General features: G+C 66.2%; 13 protein-coding genes. 3 read left to right on the forward strand and 10 right to left on the reverse strand.

Features of this window, described 5'->3' with window-relative positions; translation table 11 throughout:
* Window positions 1-71: 71 nt before the first annotated feature.
* The 8 genes from QMN23_RS19365 to QMN23_RS19400 form a co-directional block, all read right to left on the reverse strand.
* Entirely contained in the window at window positions 72-524 is a 453-nt protein-coding gene (locus tag QMN23_RS19365; protein WP_282000978.1) for a thioredoxin family protein, read from the reverse strand.
* A gap of 3 nt (window positions 525-527) precedes the next feature.
* Entirely contained in the window at window positions 528-995 is a 468-nt protein-coding gene (locus QMN23_RS19370; protein WP_282000979.1) for a peroxiredoxin, read from the reverse strand.
* A gap of 58 nt (window positions 996-1,053) precedes the next feature.
* A complete protein-coding gene (locus QMN23_RS19375; RefSeq protein ID WP_282000981.1) occupies window positions 1,054-2,289 on the reverse strand; it encodes an acetate kinase in 1,236 nt (411 codons plus the stop codon).
* A 58-nt stretch (window positions 2,290-2,347) separates the two neighbouring features.
* Window positions 2,348-2,539, reverse strand: coding sequence for a ferredoxin (locus QMN23_RS19380; protein ID WP_282000982.1), 192 nt, complete (start codon window positions 2,537-2,539; stop codon window positions 2,348-2,350).
* A gap of 53 nt (window positions 2,540-2,592) precedes the next feature.
* Window positions 2,593-7,134: a glutamate synthase-related protein gene (locus QMN23_RS19385; protein WP_282000983.1), complete on the reverse strand. Its 4,542-nt coding sequence runs from the start codon at window positions 7,132-7,134 to the stop codon at window positions 2,593-2,595.
* Between the two features lie 20 nt (window positions 7,135-7,154).
* Window positions 7,155-8,765 (reverse strand): thiolase family protein, encoded by a 1,611-nt coding sequence (locus QMN23_RS19390; RefSeq protein WP_282000984.1) that lies wholly within the window; start codon window positions 8,763-8,765, stop codon window positions 7,155-7,157.
* Between the two features lie 161 nt (window positions 8,766-8,926).
* Window positions 8,927-9,946 carry a hypothetical protein gene (locus tag QMN23_RS19395; protein ID WP_282000985.1) on the reverse strand — a complete coding sequence of 340 codons (1,020 nt, stop codon included), beginning with the start codon at window positions 9,944-9,946 and terminating at the stop codon, window positions 8,927-8,929.
* A gap of 232 nt (window positions 9,947-10,178) precedes the next feature.
* Window positions 10,179-11,423: an MFS transporter gene (locus QMN23_RS19400; protein ID WP_282000986.1), complete on the reverse strand. Its 1,245-nt coding sequence runs from the start codon at window positions 11,421-11,423 to the stop codon at window positions 10,179-10,181.
* Window positions 11,424-11,597: 174 nt separating this feature from the next.
* Between QMN23_RS19400 and QMN23_RS19405 the strand changes: the two genes are divergently transcribed.
* From QMN23_RS19405 to QMN23_RS19415, 3 genes are all read left to right on the forward strand, one after another.
* Window positions 11,598-12,317, forward strand: coding sequence for a cytochrome c biogenesis protein (locus tag QMN23_RS19405; protein WP_282000987.1), 720 nt, complete (start codon window positions 11,598-11,600; stop codon window positions 12,315-12,317).
* Between the two features lie 14 nt (window positions 12,318-12,331).
* Window positions 12,332-13,036: a cytochrome C biogenesis protein ResB gene (locus QMN23_RS19410; RefSeq protein WP_282000988.1), complete on the forward strand. Its 705-nt coding sequence runs from the start codon at window positions 12,332-12,334 to the stop codon at window positions 13,034-13,036.
* Window positions 13,037-13,143: 107 nt separating this feature from the next.
* On the forward strand, window positions 13,144-14,268 hold the full coding sequence (locus QMN23_RS19415; RefSeq protein ID WP_282000989.1) for a hypothetical protein: 1,125 nt from the start codon (window positions 13,144-13,146) through the stop codon (window positions 14,266-14,268).
* Window positions 14,269-14,354: 86 nt separating this feature from the next.
* Here QMN23_RS19415 and QMN23_RS19420 read toward each other — a convergent pair whose 3' ends face one another.
* A complete protein-coding gene (locus QMN23_RS19420; protein ID WP_282000990.1) occupies window positions 14,355-15,785 on the reverse strand; it encodes a DUF4139 domain-containing protein in 1,431 nt (476 codons plus the stop codon).
* Between the two features lie 69 nt (window positions 15,786-15,854).
* Complete coding sequence (locus tag QMN23_RS19425) at window positions 15,855-16,445, reverse strand: peptidylprolyl isomerase (RefSeq protein ID WP_282000991.1); 591 nt, start codon at window positions 16,443-16,445, stop codon at window positions 15,855-15,857.
* Window positions 16,446-16,568: the final 123 nt, after the last annotated feature.

The raw sequence follows: 16,568 nt of genomic DNA on the forward strand, positions 1-16,568 counted from the left end.
CTCATACTCTAGCGCAATTCCACGGCATGTCAACGAATTTGACACCGGGGTGTGATACCGCGGTAAAAATCCTACCGGCCGAGCGCGTGGCGAACCCAGGCAACGACCGCCTCCTTCGGCTGGACACCGCTGGTGGTGGCAATAACCCGGCCCCGCTTGAGAAGGACCAGCGCCGGGATGCCCCGGACGGCAAATCGGCTGGCGGTCCGACTGTTTTCTTCCGTGTTGACCTGGGCCACCGCCGCCTCACCGGCCAATGCCAGGGCTACTTCCCGCACCACCGGTGCGAAGGTCTGGCAGTGCGGTCACCAGGGAGCCCAGAACTCCACCAGAAGCGGCCCCGGATAGCCGGCGGCAAAGGTGTCGAAATCACGATCGGTAAGGGAAAGGGGGTGCAGATAGAGCGGCGGCAGCGGCTGCCGACAGTCGCCGCACCTCCCGGCCCGACCCTCCTTGTCCGCCGGCACCCGGTTGGCGGTGCCGCAGGCCAGGCAGGTAACGGTGAAGACGCGCCGCTCGTCCATCGGCTACTCCTGGCCGGAGAGGTACGCGAGCACCTCGGCCGGATGCTGTTCCGCCTTGGCTACCTTGGGCCAGTGGCGGAGGATCGTTCCGTCGGGGCCGACCACCACCGTGGAGCGGATCACGCCGGTAGTCTTTTTGCCGTACGACACTTTTTCGCCGTAAGCGCCGTAGGCGGCCATCATCGTCGCGTCAGGATCGGAGAGAAGGGTGAATGGCAGCCCGAAATTGTTGATGAACTTGTCGTGGGAGGCAAGACTGTCTTTGCTGACGCCGAGAAGCACTACGCCCCGTTCGAACAGCTGCCGGTGCAGATCGCGGAAGCCGCAGGCTTCCTTGGTACAGCCCGGCGTGTTGTCCCGGGGATAGAAGTAGATTACCACCGTTTTGCCGGCATAATCGCCAAGCGCGTGTTGTTTGCCGTCACTCCCCGCCAGGGAGAAAGCAGGAGCCGGTTGGCCGGTTAATGGCATGGTACCCCTCCACAGGATAATAGGCTACAGAACAACTCTAGCAGATTTTTCGCCCCCGTCAGGCGGCCGGCGAAAAGTGCGCCGCCGGACCGGCACCGAGGATTCCCGCCACTTCCTCGGCAAGGACCATCTCTTCCTCGGTCGGAATCACGTAGATCGGCACCGCACCTCCAGCTGCGCCAATAAACTCCTCCCGGTCCGCGCTTTGCACACGCCGGTTCTTCTCCCGGTCAAGGGCAACCCCGAACAGCTCCATGCCGGACAGCGCCTTTTCCCGGATCAACCACTCGCCGGCGCCGGTTCCGGCACTGAAGATCACCGCATCGAGCCGGCCGAGCGTCGCCGTATAGGCGCCGAGGTACTTCTTGAGCCGGTAGGCTTCCATCTCCGCCGCCAGCAGGCACCGCTCATCGCCGGCCGCCGCCCGGGCCAGGTAGTCGGGACGCTCGAGGCGGTTGCCGGTGATCCCGGCCGCTCCGCTCTTCTGGTTGAGGATCCGGTCCATGTCCCGAGCCGTAAAGTCCTGCTCCTGCATCATGAATGGGACGATCCCCGGATCGATATCGCCGCAGCGGGTCCCCATCATCGTCCCCTCAAGGGGGGTCAGTCCCATGCTGGTATCGACCGATTCCCCCCCTTTGATGGCACAGATCGAAATGCCGGTACCGATATGGACGGTCACCAGGTTGCACTCCCGCGACGGCCGTCCGAGCAGCGCGGCACCACGCCGGGCGGCATAGCAGTGGGCAGCACCGTGGAACCCGTAGCGCCTGATCCCATAGTGCTCGTACCACTCGTAGGGAAGCGGGTAGATGAAGGCATGGGCCGGCATGGTCTGATGAAAGGCGGTATCGAAAACCGCCACCTGGGGAACGGCCGGAAGGAGTGCCAGGGCCGCCCTGATGCCGGTGACGTTGGGGGGGTTGTGCAGCGGCGCCAGATCTTCCATCTCGTGGACCGCTTCGACCACCCGGTCGTTGATGATCGTCGAGCGGGCGAAGGTTTCCCCGCCGTGCACCACCCGGTGGCCAACGGCCGCCAGTTCGTCGGTCCGGGCCAGGAGGCCATGGGCAGGGTCGGTAATCGTCTGCAGGATCAGGTCGATGGCCGCCCGGTGGTCCGGGCAGTCGGCCTCGACCCGCTGCGGCGGTTGGCCGGGCCGTTCCAGGGTGAGGAACGAATCGCCAAGTTCCACCCGGTCGACGATCCCCCGGGCGAGGACGGCGCGATCCGTCCATTCGAGCAGCTGGTAGCTGATGAAAAAGCTGCGGCAGTTCAAAGTCAGAATCTTCATACGATATCCTTGTCGATAGTTCGGTGCTGCAGGCCGCGGGCGCTCCGCCCGCTCGGGCTCAGTCGCCCCAGTGGATGCAGCTCACCGGGCAGGCGTCGATCGCCTGCTGGATCTTTTCTTCGGCCGCCCCGGCAGGGTCGAACACCTCCGCCAGGTTGTCCTCGTCGAAGCGAAACACTTCGGGAGAGGATTCCACGCAGAGGCCGCAGCTGATGCAGGAATCCTTGTCAACATAGACGTTACGGGCCATGATTCTATCCTCCTTGCCTGGTTGCCGGCGGCGCGGCCGCCGGAAGAAAGTGCCTACTCGGTACTGGCCGGAGCCACCACGCTCTTCTCCGGCACGATTTTGACGAACCGGTTGCGCGCCGTGGCGATGATCGCCGCCACGGCACCGGCTTCCTCTTCCTGGTGGGAATGGAGCAGTTCCCGGTGGTAGAGCAGCAGGAGCTCCTCGATGGCGGTCACGTCATGCTCCTCCGGGTCGCGGATCTCGACCCCCGCCCCCCGGGCCAGCCGCCGGCGCAACGTCTCCCGATCCAGCCCCGCCGCTTCGTCCAGATGGCAGTAGACGGTGCCGCCGGTCATCCCCGAACAGATCCACGGTCCCGGATCGCCGAGGACCACCGCCCGGCCGGCAGTCATGTACTCGAAGGCGAAGCCTTTCAGATTGGCCCGGCTGGCGATGTCCCCCCGGCCGTCGTCGAGAGGCGCGGCAATCCGGCCCCCGAAAACCACATCGGCGCCGGAAAGCCGGATGCAGGCCCGGCTGTCGGCATTCCCCTGGACCAGAAAGGTCCCCCCCTGGGCGCCGTAGGCGAACCCTTTGCCGACCGCCCCGCCGACCCGCCGGCCTTCGCGGTTTTCCCCCTTGAGAATGACCACCGTGCCGCCGCTGGCACTCTTGCCGACCCCGTCCTGGGCACCCCCCTCGACCCGGATGTCGATCTGTGGGATGGTGAATGCGGCCAGGCCGTTGCCGGGGATCGAATCACGGCGGAAATGGAGCAGGGCATGCTGTTCGGGCTGGAACCGTCCCGCCGCCACCCCGCGGACGAAGGCCCCCGCCAGATGGGTCCCCAGCGCCCGATCCGAGCTGGAAGCGCTATCATCGTCGTAGCGGACCCGCTCCTCGCCGGCGGTGAAGGCGTCGCCGACCAGCCCCGAGATCAGCGAGGTCAGATAATTGAGCGGCTTGCGGATGATCCGCGCCTCCTGTTCGGCGGCACGGGCCGGGCCGGGGCGGCCCGGGGTGAGCAGTTCGCCAAGATCGAGGCGATCGAGTCCCCGTGCCTGGTGCAGCAGGTCGCTCCGCCCGACCAGGTCTTGGGTGCGCCGGAAGCCGAGCTTGGCAGTGAGAATCCGGATTTCCCGCGCCATCCCCCGGAAGAAGGTGCTCATGTAGATGACGCCGTTTTCCTGGACCCGCGGCACGAACCGCTTCAATCCCCGCGCCTCGGCCTCTTCGAGGGTTTCGATCTGGGTGGCGATGCCGACGTGACAGGTGCCGAGATGGCAGCCGCGGCAGGCGGTACAGCCGATCACCACCATCGCCATCGTCCCGAAGCCGACCCGGTTGGCGCCGAGCAAGAGCAGCTTGATCACGTCCCGGCCGGTGCGGGCCCCGCCATCGGCCCAGATTTCCACCTTGTGCCGCAGCCCGGCTCCGACCAGGGCCTGGTGGGCCTCGGCAACGCCGATTTCCGCCGGCAGGCCGACAAATTTGATGGCGTGTTTACGGGCGGCGCCGGTGCCGCCGTCATAACCGCTGACGGTGACGATGTCGGCGCCGGCCTTGGCGACGCCGAGGGCGATGGTGCCGATGCCGGCCACCGCCGGCACCTTGACCGAGATCCGCGCCTGCGGGTTGGCAGTGCGCAGCTCTTCCACCAGCTGGGCCAGGTCTTCGATGGAGTAGATGTCATGGTTGTTGGAAGGGGAGATCAGCGACACCCCCGGGGTGGCGTGACGCGCCGCGGCGATCTTGGCCGTCACCTTGAAGCCGGGAAGATGGCCCCCTTCACCCGGCTTGGCTCCCTGGCCGACCTTGATCTCCAGGATGTCGGCGGAGTTGAGGAAGGCCATGTTGACCCCGAACCGCCCCGAGGCCACCTGCTGGCCGCGGTTCTCCCGGTAGCGGCCGAGCATGTCGGCAATCTCGCCCCCCTCGCCGTTCATGCAGACGATATTGAGCCGCTTGGCCGCCTCGGCATAGATGCGAAACGGCGTCTCCCCCTGGGAACCGAAGCTCATGGCCGAGATGAGGATCGGCAAGCTGTGCCGGCCGATGGCGGTATCCACCTCGTCCGGATCGACGACCAGCTCCGGGAGGTAGCGGAGGTCGAGGAGGTGACGGATCGCCAGCGGATACTCGGCCTCGTACTGCTGGATCAGCCGCGACAGGTCGGCGTAGCTCTCCTCCATTTTCGCCACCGCCCCGACCATCTTCCAGATCTTCGGGTAAAGCCGGAACTGCACCGGCACCGGCTGTTTCTCCCGGCTCCGCGCCACCGCGCTCCGCAAACGGTTCTCCGCTTCCAGCCGCTCCAGGGTCAGCCCCCCCTGGCCGGAACCGCAGAAGTTCGGCGTCTCGAAAATATCCGCCAAGTGGCCACAGAGGCCGATGGAGGCGAAATACTTGCCGTAGCCGCCAATCTCATGGGTCCCCATGGTCGAGATGACCTTTTCCAACCCCTTGGCCAGCACGGAAACAAGGCTGGCGAGCTCGTCCCCACCCTCGGCCCCCTCCCAGAGCAGGTAGGGACAGAGGGCATCGGCCCCCATGCCGAGGGCGAAGATCAGGTCGTGGAGATTGCGCAGCGCCCCGCTCCGGAGAACCAGCGACGTCCGCCGGCGCAGGCTTTCGCCGCCGGCGTCGGTCACCTCCTTGAGTCCCTTGTGCAGCACCGCCGTCACCAGGAACGGGTCGATGAACTCCCGCCCGGGCGTGAAGCAGTCGCCGTCGTCCAACAGGAGCAGCCCGGCGCCATGCTCCACCGCCTCGATGGCGGCACAGGTAAGCCGGACCAGCGCATCGCTGAGGCTCTCGTCCCGCTGCAGGGCGCAGGAGATCGTCCGGCAGCGTCCGGCGCCGGCGCCGAAGGCCGTCAGCAACGCCTCCAGGGTGACGGTACCGAACTGCCGGGCCACCGCCGGGTCGCTGTCGTCCGCGCCGGTCCGCCGGCCACCGGTAACGAGCGGCACCTCCAGGACGACGCCGGGGCGCAGCGGTCCGCGGAACTGCGGCCGCGGACCGAGGTAGACGCGGGTGGAAAAGTGCTCCGCCTCCCGCTCCCGGTCGATGGCCGGATTGGTGACCACTGCCACCTGTTCCTTGAAGTAGTCGGAAAGATTCTGCCGCTGTCCGGAAAGAGCGGCCAGCGGCCCGTCGTAGCCGAGGGAGGCGATCGGGTCCTGGCCGGTGCGGACCATCTCCTTGAGGTTGTTGAGGTCGCTGCTCTTCCAGGCGAAGGCGGACATCAGGTTGTCCTGGTGGAGGCGGGCGCTCCGCCGCCAGCGTGCCGGTCCGTCGGCCGCCGCCGGACCCGACAGGGCCGGGTCGGCGGCGGTCAGCAGCCGTTTCATGGCGCCGCCCAGGTTGACCCGCTTGCGGAACCACTGGTACACCTCGCGGCGGAGAGCCGGGTGATCGAGCAGCTCCAGCCGCTGGCCGGGGGTGATCGTCACCCCCATCTTCTCGCCGGGAGCCAGCGGTTTCGGGTCGCTGACGATCTCCTCGTGGGGAACGACCCCCAGTTCCGACGAAGCGAAGAATTCCTGGGCCGTCTCGCCGATCCAAAGCGGCCGCAGCCCCATGGCATCGACACTGAAGACGCAGTGGTCGCGATGGCGGGCGATGATTGCCGCCGGCCCCTGGGCGGAGGCCTTGAGAAACCGCCGAAACCAGCTGTACATGGCGCGCAGCTCCGGCGCCATGGCGTCGAGGGCGCTGAAGATCGGCGGAAATACCAGTTCCATCGCCTCGAAGAGGGTGAGGCCGTGCCGGCAGATCAGCCCTTCGAGGGTGCGGTTCAGGTCCTGGGAGTCGGAGCCGTCGGTCGGCAGCGGCACGCCGATCATCCGTGCCTCCTCCCGGAGCCGGGCGATAGTGTTGATCTCGCCGTTGTGGCCGAGCAGGCTGAAGGGCTGGGCCCGCAGCACCGTCGGCAGGGTGTTGGTGGAGTAGCGGCTGTGGCCGATGGTGACCGACGAAAGAAACTCGCGCCGCTTCAGTTCCGGATAGTAGCGGGGAAGCAGCTCCGGCGCCCCGTGGATTTTCCAGGCGGCGACGGCAGTAGAGAGAGAGGCGACGTGGATCGGGAAATCCCGTTCGAGTGCCACCTGCAGGTCGTAGAGCAGTTCGGCGCTGCGGGCCGGCTCGGGGCAGCGGAGCGCCAACTGCCAGAAGAGCGGTTCACCCTCGCGGGCCCGGCGCGACAGGACCTCGCTCCGGACGCTGCCCGACCGCTCCAGCAGCACCTCAGCACCGGCGGCGGCCAGTCGGGAGAGGATCTTCACCTGCAGCTGCGGATCGGCGGCGGTGGCCTCCTGAGGCAGCAGCAGGTGACCGACGGCAAAACCGGGCTCATCGGCCAGGCCGGCCGGCCGGCCGGCGCCTGCCAGGCTCTCCCGCCAGAGCAGCCGCGGAATGTCGGTCAGGACGCCGCAACCGTCCCCTTCGCCGTTGATCTCGCCGGCCCGGTGTCCCATCTTGATCAACGCCTCGATGGTCCGCTGCAGGTTGCCGTGGGTCGGCTGGCCCTCCTTGTTGAGGTAACAGATGATGGCACAGGCATCCCGTTCGGCGGGGACAAGCCCGGAGGGATCGATCGCGCGTTTGGTCATTCGCTACTCCTGATAGATGATCAGCTTTTTCCGGTCAGCTTCTTCCAGCCGCTGCCGGCCAGTTCCACCAACCCGTCAAGGGTCCGCTGATAGAACCGCTTTACCGGCATCCGGTTGATCAGGATCTGCCCCTCGCTCCGCTCCAGGCTGATCCGCTCGCCGGCGGCGAGGGCGGCGACCTGTTCGTAGTTCTCACCGCCGATGCCGAAAAGGAACCGGTAGTTCCTGCCGTCGGCCGCCCGGCAGGCAACGATCATCACGGTCGCCTCGGGCTCGCCGCTCTTGTGGTGGAAGCGGGTGGTGGCCGTGACAAAGGTCCCTGCGACAACGCCGTTTTCCGCCAGCAGCCGGTCGACGGTTACCTCTTTCGGCTTGAGCCGGCCGAGCGCCGGGACTCCCCACGGCCGGAACGGCTCGGGCCGGCGCCGCGCATGGCTGTCGCTCCGCTCCAGCAGAATGACGATGTTGTTGTTGATCGGTCCGCCGATGGAATGGGAGAGACCGGCGGCAAAGCGACCGGCGGTGATCAGCCGGTGATTCTCCACCACCTGGATCATCCCGGTGGCGCCGAGCGGGTGGCCCCGCCCCTTCAGCCCGCCGGTCAGGTTGGTCGGGAAGAGCCCCTGTTCGCCGGTCAACCGGTCGTCGAGCAGGGCATCGAGGAGACGGCCCCGGGAGACGAAACCGAGATCGACCATGTTGATCGGGCCGAAGCCATTGAACGGATCGTGCATGTTGACGTGAATCCGGCCGGCAAAGGTGCGGATATCCTTGATTCCCGCCATCCCGTAGGCCTCGGCGGCCGCGGCGACGGTGGCGGGAAAGGAGTGGAAGTAGGGGCGGTCGGCAATGGTCGGAATGTCGGTGGCGCTGCCAAGTCCGGCGACCAGCACCTCCTGGGGCTCGGCCGAGAGGATCACCGCGGCGACGCCGTCGGACATGGGACAGAAGTCGTGGTAGCGGAGCGGCCACCAGTAGCGATAGTTCCTGCCGTTGACGATCTGCCGGTAATACTCCTCCAGCGGAATCTCCTGCTGCAGGTGCGCCTCCGGGTTGCGGGCGGCGAAACGCTGGGCCCGCTGGGTGAGGAGCGCCGAGAAAGCGGTCCACTCGTCGAGCGACAGGCGGAGGCGTTCCATCAGCGCCCGGGCCACCAGGGCGCCGCAGGCGGGCATCGTCAGGCCGAATTCCGCCTCGTCCCGGTCGATCACCCCGGCGACGATCCGGGTCGCCTCGGCGGTGGCGGCATCGCTCATCTTCTGGATGCCGATGGCCAGCACATGGTCGCAGCGGCCGGAGGCGATCTGCAGGTAGGCGTTCTCGAAGGCAGAGGCTCCGGAGGATGAGGCGGTATCGATCAGCACCGATTTGGCGCCGGAAACGCCGACCACCCCGGCGATCTTGGCAGCGGTATTGTCGACACCGGAGAAGGCCACCGGGCTCTGGGAGCCGACCACCACCGCCTCGATCTGTTCCGGGCGGATGGGCGAGCCGGCAAAGACCGCCCGGGCCCTTTCCGCAAGATCGAGGAAGGAGAGTTCTTCCCGGTGCCGGCCGTCATAACGGCCCACCGGGGCCATCCAGGAGGCGGCGAGATAGACCTTTCGCGGCACGAAGTCGCGCTGGCGCATGGTTCCTCCGTTCGTGGCCGGCCGTTCGCCGGCCCGGCCACGGGGCAGGCATTCCTTGCTTTCATTCTATACGAAGCGGCCTGCCGGCGGCAAGGCGGCAGGGCAAAAAAAGCCCGCGCCGTTCCTGCCGGCGCGGGCTTCGTTGCTCACCCCGGATTCCGTTACTTGGTATCGAGCGGCACTTCCCGGATCGGGGTCGGTTCCGGAATCGCCGTGCTGTCGGCCGGCGCGGCCGTCGGCGCACTGCCAGCCGGCGGCGTCGTTGCCGTCGGTGTGGTCGCCGGCGGCACCGCTGGCGTGGCAACCGGCTGGGCAACCGGCTGGACGGCGGCCGGCGGAGCGGGCGACGGCGTCACCGCCTGCTGCTTGTCCTCGCCGAACAGCCGGAACGGCGGTTTGAGAATCCCCACCATGTCGTCGAAAAGGCGATAATAGGGGGCCGTCGCCTTCCGCTCGCGGAACAGCAGGTCCTTATCCTTCTGCCCGAGATAGCGGGCCAGCCCCGGAATGGTCTTGAATTTGACATCGACCCGCTCGTCGAGATTGGCTCCCGCCTCGTCGAAGTCGGGATACTGGAGTTCGGCCAGGACCGGGGTGCTCGGGCCGCCAACCCGGAAGTTGGGGTATTCCCAAAGGGTAACGCCGTTGGCGTCGAGAACCTGGGCGGTCATGATCAGGTCGTTATAATCGGCATCCAGATACTTGAGCAAGTTGCTGGAAAAGAGCCGGTCCCGCTTGGTCAGGCCGCTGACCACCACCAGGAGTACCGCGTCGACGTTGTTCCGGGTGATCAGGTTGCGGATTTCGTCGGTCTTGTAGAACTGCTTGTTATAGGCCACCCCGGCATCGTCGCGCCGTTCGTCGCGGTAGAGGAGCGTCCGGAACAGCTGGTCGGGGTCGGCGGCATCGATGAAGCGGACCGAGAAGTAGGCGCCCGTATCCTTGATCATCGTTACCAGTTCCTTTTCGTTCTTCTTGTTGAACTCCTTGACCAGGGCGAGCAGCGCCTCCTTTTCCGGGTGGCGGATGTCCGAATCGGTGTCGACGAAGATCGGGGCGACGCCGAGCACTTTCACTTTCTGTTCATAGCTGTCGCGGGGGATGTTGAAAGGATTGTGGGCACAGCCGAAGGCGGTGAGTGCCAGAACCGTCACGAGAAGCCATTGCGCAAGCCGTTGCATCGTTTCCTCCTGAATCGATTAGTGCGAAGCCGGGAGACACAAGCCGGCTCCCTGGTTATCAGGCATCGTAAAACCATGACCGAGCCGGGCTGGCATCATTGCCGCCCGCGCGAAACCTCGACACACCCCTCGGTCCGCCCCGGTTTCTTGCTCGCTGGCCGGTATCTCGGCCTCCTGCTGACGTTTTTCAACAGCTTGTTATAACAGAAGCGGACCCGATTGACCACCCCTTTCAATGCTTGCCGGGCGTGGTATCGCGAACGAAGAGGAACAGCGTCCAGGCCATGGCCAGCCCGCAGACCGGGATGAGAAAGGCGCTGTGATAGGCGGCAGCCGGATAACCGGCGGCGCCGCGCGGGAAGCGGCCAATCACCAGCCCCATCGCTTGCTGGACGGTGGCCGCCCCGGTCAGGACGAAAAAATTGAGCGCGGTGCTGGCGGTGGCGGAAATGCGGGGCGGGAACATCTCCTTGACCATCGGGTAAATGGTCACCCCGGAGGAGACCGCCAGGCCAAAGGCGAAGAACAGCAGGGCGAGCAGCGGCCCGGAAAGCCGCTCGGCAGGGCCGAGGGTGAGGGTCAACAGGCCGAGCAGCAGCCCCTGGCCGGCCAAAAGCGTCCGTTTCCGCGACTTGAACAGCCGGTCGGCGACCGTACCGAGCCCCAGGCAACCGGTGATGAAGCCGGTGGAGACGAGGAGCAGCAGCCGGCCGGCGCCGGTACGTGACAGACCGAGAATCTCCATCAGCCAGGGGCCGCCCCAGAGTCCCTGCAGCGCCATATAGCCGGCGTACCAGAAAAAGGCGAGCAGGGCCAGCAGCCAGAACGAAGGGGTTCTGAAGACAGTTCCCCAGTCGGCAAGAGGGGTGGCGGCCGCCGGCGTTGCAGCGGCCCCTGCCGCACCAGCCGCAGATGGGGAGGGTGGCGCGTCGCGAACCACGGCGAAGACCAGCAGCGTGACCGCCAGTTGGACCGCCCCCACGGCGACGAACGGCGGTCGCCACCCCGCCAGGGAAACCGCCCAGGCGAGGGGTGCGGTGGCGGTGAGATTCCCCAGGTTGCCGACAGCGACGATCAGGCCGGAGACGGTGGCATATTCGCGGGGGGAAAACCAGCGGGTGAAGACCTTCAGCGCCCCCATCAAAACCGCGGCGGTGCCGGCGCCGATCAGGAGCCGCCCGGCCAAAAGCGGCAGAAAGCCGGGTGCCAGGGCGAAGAGGAACGAGCCGGCGACAGTGAGCAGGCCGAACAGGCTGACGATCCGCCGGCCGCCGAAACGGTCGAGCAGCGGCCCGAGAGGGATCTGGGCCAGGGCGAACGCATAGAAGAGGGCGCCGGATAGGATGCCGATCCGCGGCGCGGGGAGCTGGAATTCGGCAGCCAGGTCCTTTGCCACCACCGCCATCGAGACCCGGTAAAAGTAGGCAACCAGATACATGAGGGCCAGAACGGCAAATATTCTCCAGCGCTTCCGCATGGGGCTCCCGGGAGGGTAGGGGGTACGGCCGACGAGGCCGCCGGCGCTGTCCGAGACTACCGTTAAACGGCCGATAACTCAAGGGCAATCCGCCCTACTGCCCCGCCGGCTTCCCTTCGCGGGGCAAATATGCTATAGCCGATACGGCAGCATACCTTCTTCCGGGACGGTCCCATGCAGTGGCTCCTCATCGTCTCCGCCGGGTTCTACCTGTGCGGCTCGTTCAAGCGCCCCCTCTTCGCCGGCGGTCTATTGGCGGGAGCCGCCTATCTGGCCGGGCGGGGGATTGCCCTCGGCCGGCTCCCCCTGGTCGGCCCCCACGACACCCTGGCGTTTTTCTCGGTATCGCTCGGCCTGATGGCCCTGCCGTTCCTGTTCGCACCGGCGGCGCCCGACTCGGCCGGCTTTCGTCGGGGGGCCGGGTTGCTGGCCGCCCTGTTCGCCCTGCTGGCGCTCCTCTTTCCCGCCTTTGCCATGCCACTGCCGCCGGTGCTCCGGACCTTCTGGTTCGAACTCCATGTAGCACTGGCCTTCTTTGCCTATGCGCTGTTCGGCATCGGCGCCGTCGGCGGCGCCGTCTTCCTGAACGGCGGCGAGCGGCGGCTGCTCGATCTCCAGTACCGGGCACTCCTTGTCGGCTACAGCTTCTTTTCCGCCTCGATGGTCGCGGGAGGGATCTGGGGCTATTACGCCTGGGGCACCTACTGGCTCTGGACCCCCAAGGAGCTCTGGACCTCTATCCTCTGGCTCTGCGCCACCTTCTTCCTCCATCTACGGCTGCGGGGCGGAGGAGGGGACCGGCTGGCCGCCTGGGGAGGGATCGTGACCTTTGCCGTGGCGCTTTTCACCTATCTTGGAGTGAGCATCCTGATGCGCAGCTCCCACAGTTTCTGACAGAGAGGACCCCGATGCTGGCACGGCTCTATCAACGTCTTGCCTCCCTGACCCTCGGCCTCTGGCTGATGGGCGGGGTGATGGCGCTCCTGGCGAGCGGCTCGGTGGCCGCCGGCGAAGGGAGCGGCATCAACGAGATGGCGCTGTTCGCCTGGCTCGGCGCGGCACCGTTCGCCCTGACCTGGTGGCTCTGGGGGACCCTGGCGCTGCTCGCGCTCTTGGTCGTGAACACGCTCCTCTGCAGCGTCGAGGCGCTGCGCCGCCGGGCCGGTAAGAGCGGCCCCGTCGCCTTGCTGGCGCCGCAGTTGATGCATCTCGGCTTTCTGTTCATCGTCCTCGCCCACCTGCTGAGTGCCAGCGGCGGAGCCCATGAGGCACTGCAGGTGGAGGAGGGGGCGGTGATCGGCTTTCCCGACGGCAGCACGGTCCGGGTTGCGGCACTCGATGCCGTCCCCGGGCCGATGGGAATGCCGAGCGATTACCGGGCCCAGCTGCTGACCGCCAGCGGCGGCCGCGAAACGGCCGTCACCGTCAGCCCCAACCATCCTCTGTTCCATGGCGGTTTCGGCATTTACCTGAAGCAGGTGGAACTCGTTCCGTACCGGGCCGCCCTGCTGGAAATCCACCGCGAACCGGGCGCCAGCTGGGCGCTGGTAGGGGCACTGTTCTTTACCGCCGGCAATGTGGCGCTCCTCTTCGTCAGGCGGGAACGGCGGTAACACGCAAATCGCTGGCCCGCCGACACCACGGTATGCTATGATGAAAAACTCTTAAAGCGTGACCGCCAGCGAAGAGCGACAGGGACAATCAAGCCGCGGAGGAGACGATGGGAAAATCTATCAACCATATGATGGTTGCCGTACTGACGCTGCTCGCCGCATTCGCCGGCGAAAGCGCCGCCGCCGGCCCCCCCGTCGCCACGGTTTCCGCGGAGCAGCTTGCCGACGGTGCCGTCACCTACCGGGCCATCGCCCCCAACAGCATCGCCAACAGCAAGATCCTCGACGGGGCGGTTTCCGACGCCAAGCTCGGCTTCGGCGCGGTCACGACCCCCAAAATCGCCGACGGGGCGGTCACCGATGCCAAGATCACCGGCCCGATCGCCGGCACCAAACTCGGCCGGCACGGCCACGATGCCGCCGACATCGTCCAGGGGACGATCGACATCGCCCGGTTACCGGTCGGTACCGGCCCGGAGATGGTGGCCGCCGGCAACCACACCCATCCCGGACTCAAAAAGCCGGCCAACGTGATCGTCGTCGCCCGGAGCGGCGGCGACTTCACCAACCCGCTCGAAGCACTCAACGCCATCAGCGACGCCAGCGCCGACAACCCCTACCTGGTGAAGATCATGCCGGGGATTTACGACCTGGGTCTGGCGACGCTGGTTATGAAGGAATACGTCGATATCGAAGGGAGTGGCGAAACGACCACCCGGCTGCGGGGCAGCGGCGGCAGTGCCGGGGTAGTGGCCGGGGCCTCCCAGGCCGAGCTGCGCAACCTGACCGTGGAAGCAGGCGGTGTTGACGGCGAGGTAGTCGGCATCTTCAACGGCAACGCCTCGCCCCGCCTCTCCCACCTGGCGGTGGAAGTTCACGGGGAAAAGAGCAGTTTCGGCATCTATAACATGATGGCCGCCCCCCGGCTGAGCGATGTCATCGTCTCGGTAACCGGCAGCGACACCACCTTCGGCATCTTCAACCTTCATTCCTCACCGGAGATCAGGAACGCCACCGTCACCGCCGGCAACGGCATCTATACCGCCTCGTCCGGGACGGTGCTTCTGGAGGGATCGGCAATCACCGGCAGCATCCTCACCATTTACAACGACTCCGGCACCACCACCCGGATCGCCAATACCCGCCTGGCCGGCGGCCGGATCGCCAACAACGGTCTCCTCAGCTGCGCCGGGGTATACGACGACACCTTCCTGCCGGTCTCCTGCCCCTAGCCGGGTCGCCCGCAATTGATGGGAACAAAACAAAAGGCGGTGGGAATTCCCACCGCCTTTGTCGTATCGTCCGGCCGCGGCCCACCTCAATAACGGAGCCGCACCCGATAGTCGAGGATCGCCTCGCCGTCCTTCGGCACCGGCACCGTGAACTCGGCGGTGTGGCCCTCGCCCGTCCGGCAGGGGACGGTGGAAGAGAGGATGGTCCAGTCGCCCGGCACCGGCTCCACCACCCGGATGGCGATATCCTGCTGCTTGTGGTTGCGCAGGATGATCCGGAAAGCGGCCTCGTAGGTATCGCTGGCAATCTTTTTCCAGTCGGTCTGGCGCCGCTCACCCACCACGTCAAAGGCATCCCCCAGCTTGACCCGCACTTTCTCCTTGGCCGGCGTATGGTCGATGGTATCCTCGCCGACGAACTGCAGGCTACCGTCCTTATCGCGCTTGTAGACCCGCACGATCCCCTTCGGCAGCGGCAGGCCGAGGTGCTCTTCGGCCCGGTTGGCAAATTCCACGAAGACCCCGACCTTGCGGTTGCCGGCCGCTTCACCGGCGGGGTTGAGGTAGGAGAAGGCGTCCCCCTTGAAGACGAACTCCTTCTGCAGCGGAATTCCCCCGGCCTGGAGCAGGCTCAGTTGCTTGGTCTGGTTGTCCTTGATCGTTGACGGCCGCTGCAGCGTATAGAGGTGGTATTCGAAAAACCCCTCTTCCCGGAATTGGGGCACCGGAGCGGCGGCAGAGCGCATCACCAGCGCCTCTTTTCTGAACTGCTGCTCGGGCACCCGGTTGATGTCGCCGGCTACCAGCTTGAGGGTGGCATTGCGGTAGGTGGTGCCACTCCGGTTGTCGATGGTAACCCAGCCGGCCAGGTCGGCCAGATCGTCCCCTTCGTTCAGGGTAAGCACGTAGTCGGCCCGCCAGCCGATCCCGCCGGTGAGGTAGGAGGCATCGAGCTCCCGTGGCCCGCTGCCGCTGTTCGCCAGCAGCCAGACCAGGGTCGGCCGGGCGATCAGGTCGTCGGGAACCCGGGGGAAGATCACCCGGCCGGGGTGGCCAAAGGTTATCTCGTTGCCGATCCGGTAGACCGGCCCGCCGTTGGTCGAAAGGAGCGTAGCGCTCACTACTTCCTCCCGCTCGGTCTGGGGATTTTTCTGGTAGAGCTTCACCTCCTTGCCGACATACTTGTCGAGGAGCTTTTGCGGTGAAAGGAGGTCGTACTCGTAGTTTTGCTCCAACACTTGCAGGCCGCCGGTCGGCGAGGTTACCGAGACGCTGGCGGGGATGATCTGGGATGCCACGTCCATGAAGCGCAGCTCGCCGTTCCCGGTGCCGAGGCGTACCGTCCGCCGGTCCTTGACCAGGGCGAGATTGTCGTTGTAGATGGTGAGGGCCAGGCCGGTCTGGTCGGCTTCACTACTGACGACGGGAGCAACGGGGGAAGGTGGGGCGGCGAAGACGGCCGGCGCCGCCAGGAGCAGCGCCAGGGTAGGGACGGCCAGCAGGGAACGCTTCTTCACGGGCGACCTCCTTCAGCCTGGTGGAAACGGCGGCGCAGGGGTGGCCCGCGCCGCCGGCCGAGCCGGAAATTATTTGACGATTTTTACCGAGGTGATGACTACCGGAGTGATCGGCAGGTTCTGGAAAAGCATGTTGAGCGCCCGGGTGGGGGTGGTGGCAATCTTGTCGACCACGTCCATCCCCTCGACCACCCGGCCGAAGACCGCATAGCCGTACCCGTCCGGGCTGGGGCGGTTGAGGGCATTATTATCCACCACGTTGATGAAGAACTGAGCGGTGGCGCTGTCGGGGCTGGCGGTCCGGGCCATGGCAATGGTCCCCCGGTCGTTCTTCAGCCCATTGCCGGCCTCGTTTTTGATCGGCGCTTTCGTTTCCTTCATTTTCCGGTCAGCGGTAAAGCCGCCCCCCTGGACCATGAAACCGGGAATTACCCGGTGGAAGATGGTTCCGTCGTAATAGCCGCTCTTCGCGTAGTCGAGGAAGTTCTGCACCGACACCGGCGCCTTCTGGGCATCGAGCTCGATCTTGATCGCACCGAGGGACGTCTCCATGAGGACCATCGGGTTGTGCCGCTTCCCCGCCGCATCGGCATTGCCGGCCAAAAGCAGGGCGCTGAACAGGCCACCCAACAGCAGGGCCACCAGCATTCTCTTCATCATTTCCAACCTCCGTCTGCCCGGTTCCGGTCGGGAACCCGGCCCAGTATGCTGCCGCAAGCGGTAGGGGTGTTGCGTGCTCCCCGCCCCCAGCAGGAGCGATCCTGCCATTCTCCATTGTGGAGA

This window comes from Geotalea uraniireducens, from assembly GCF_027943965.1.
Classification (GTDB): Bacteria; Desulfobacterota; Desulfuromonadia; order Geobacterales; family Geobacteraceae; genus Geobacter; species Geobacter uraniireducens.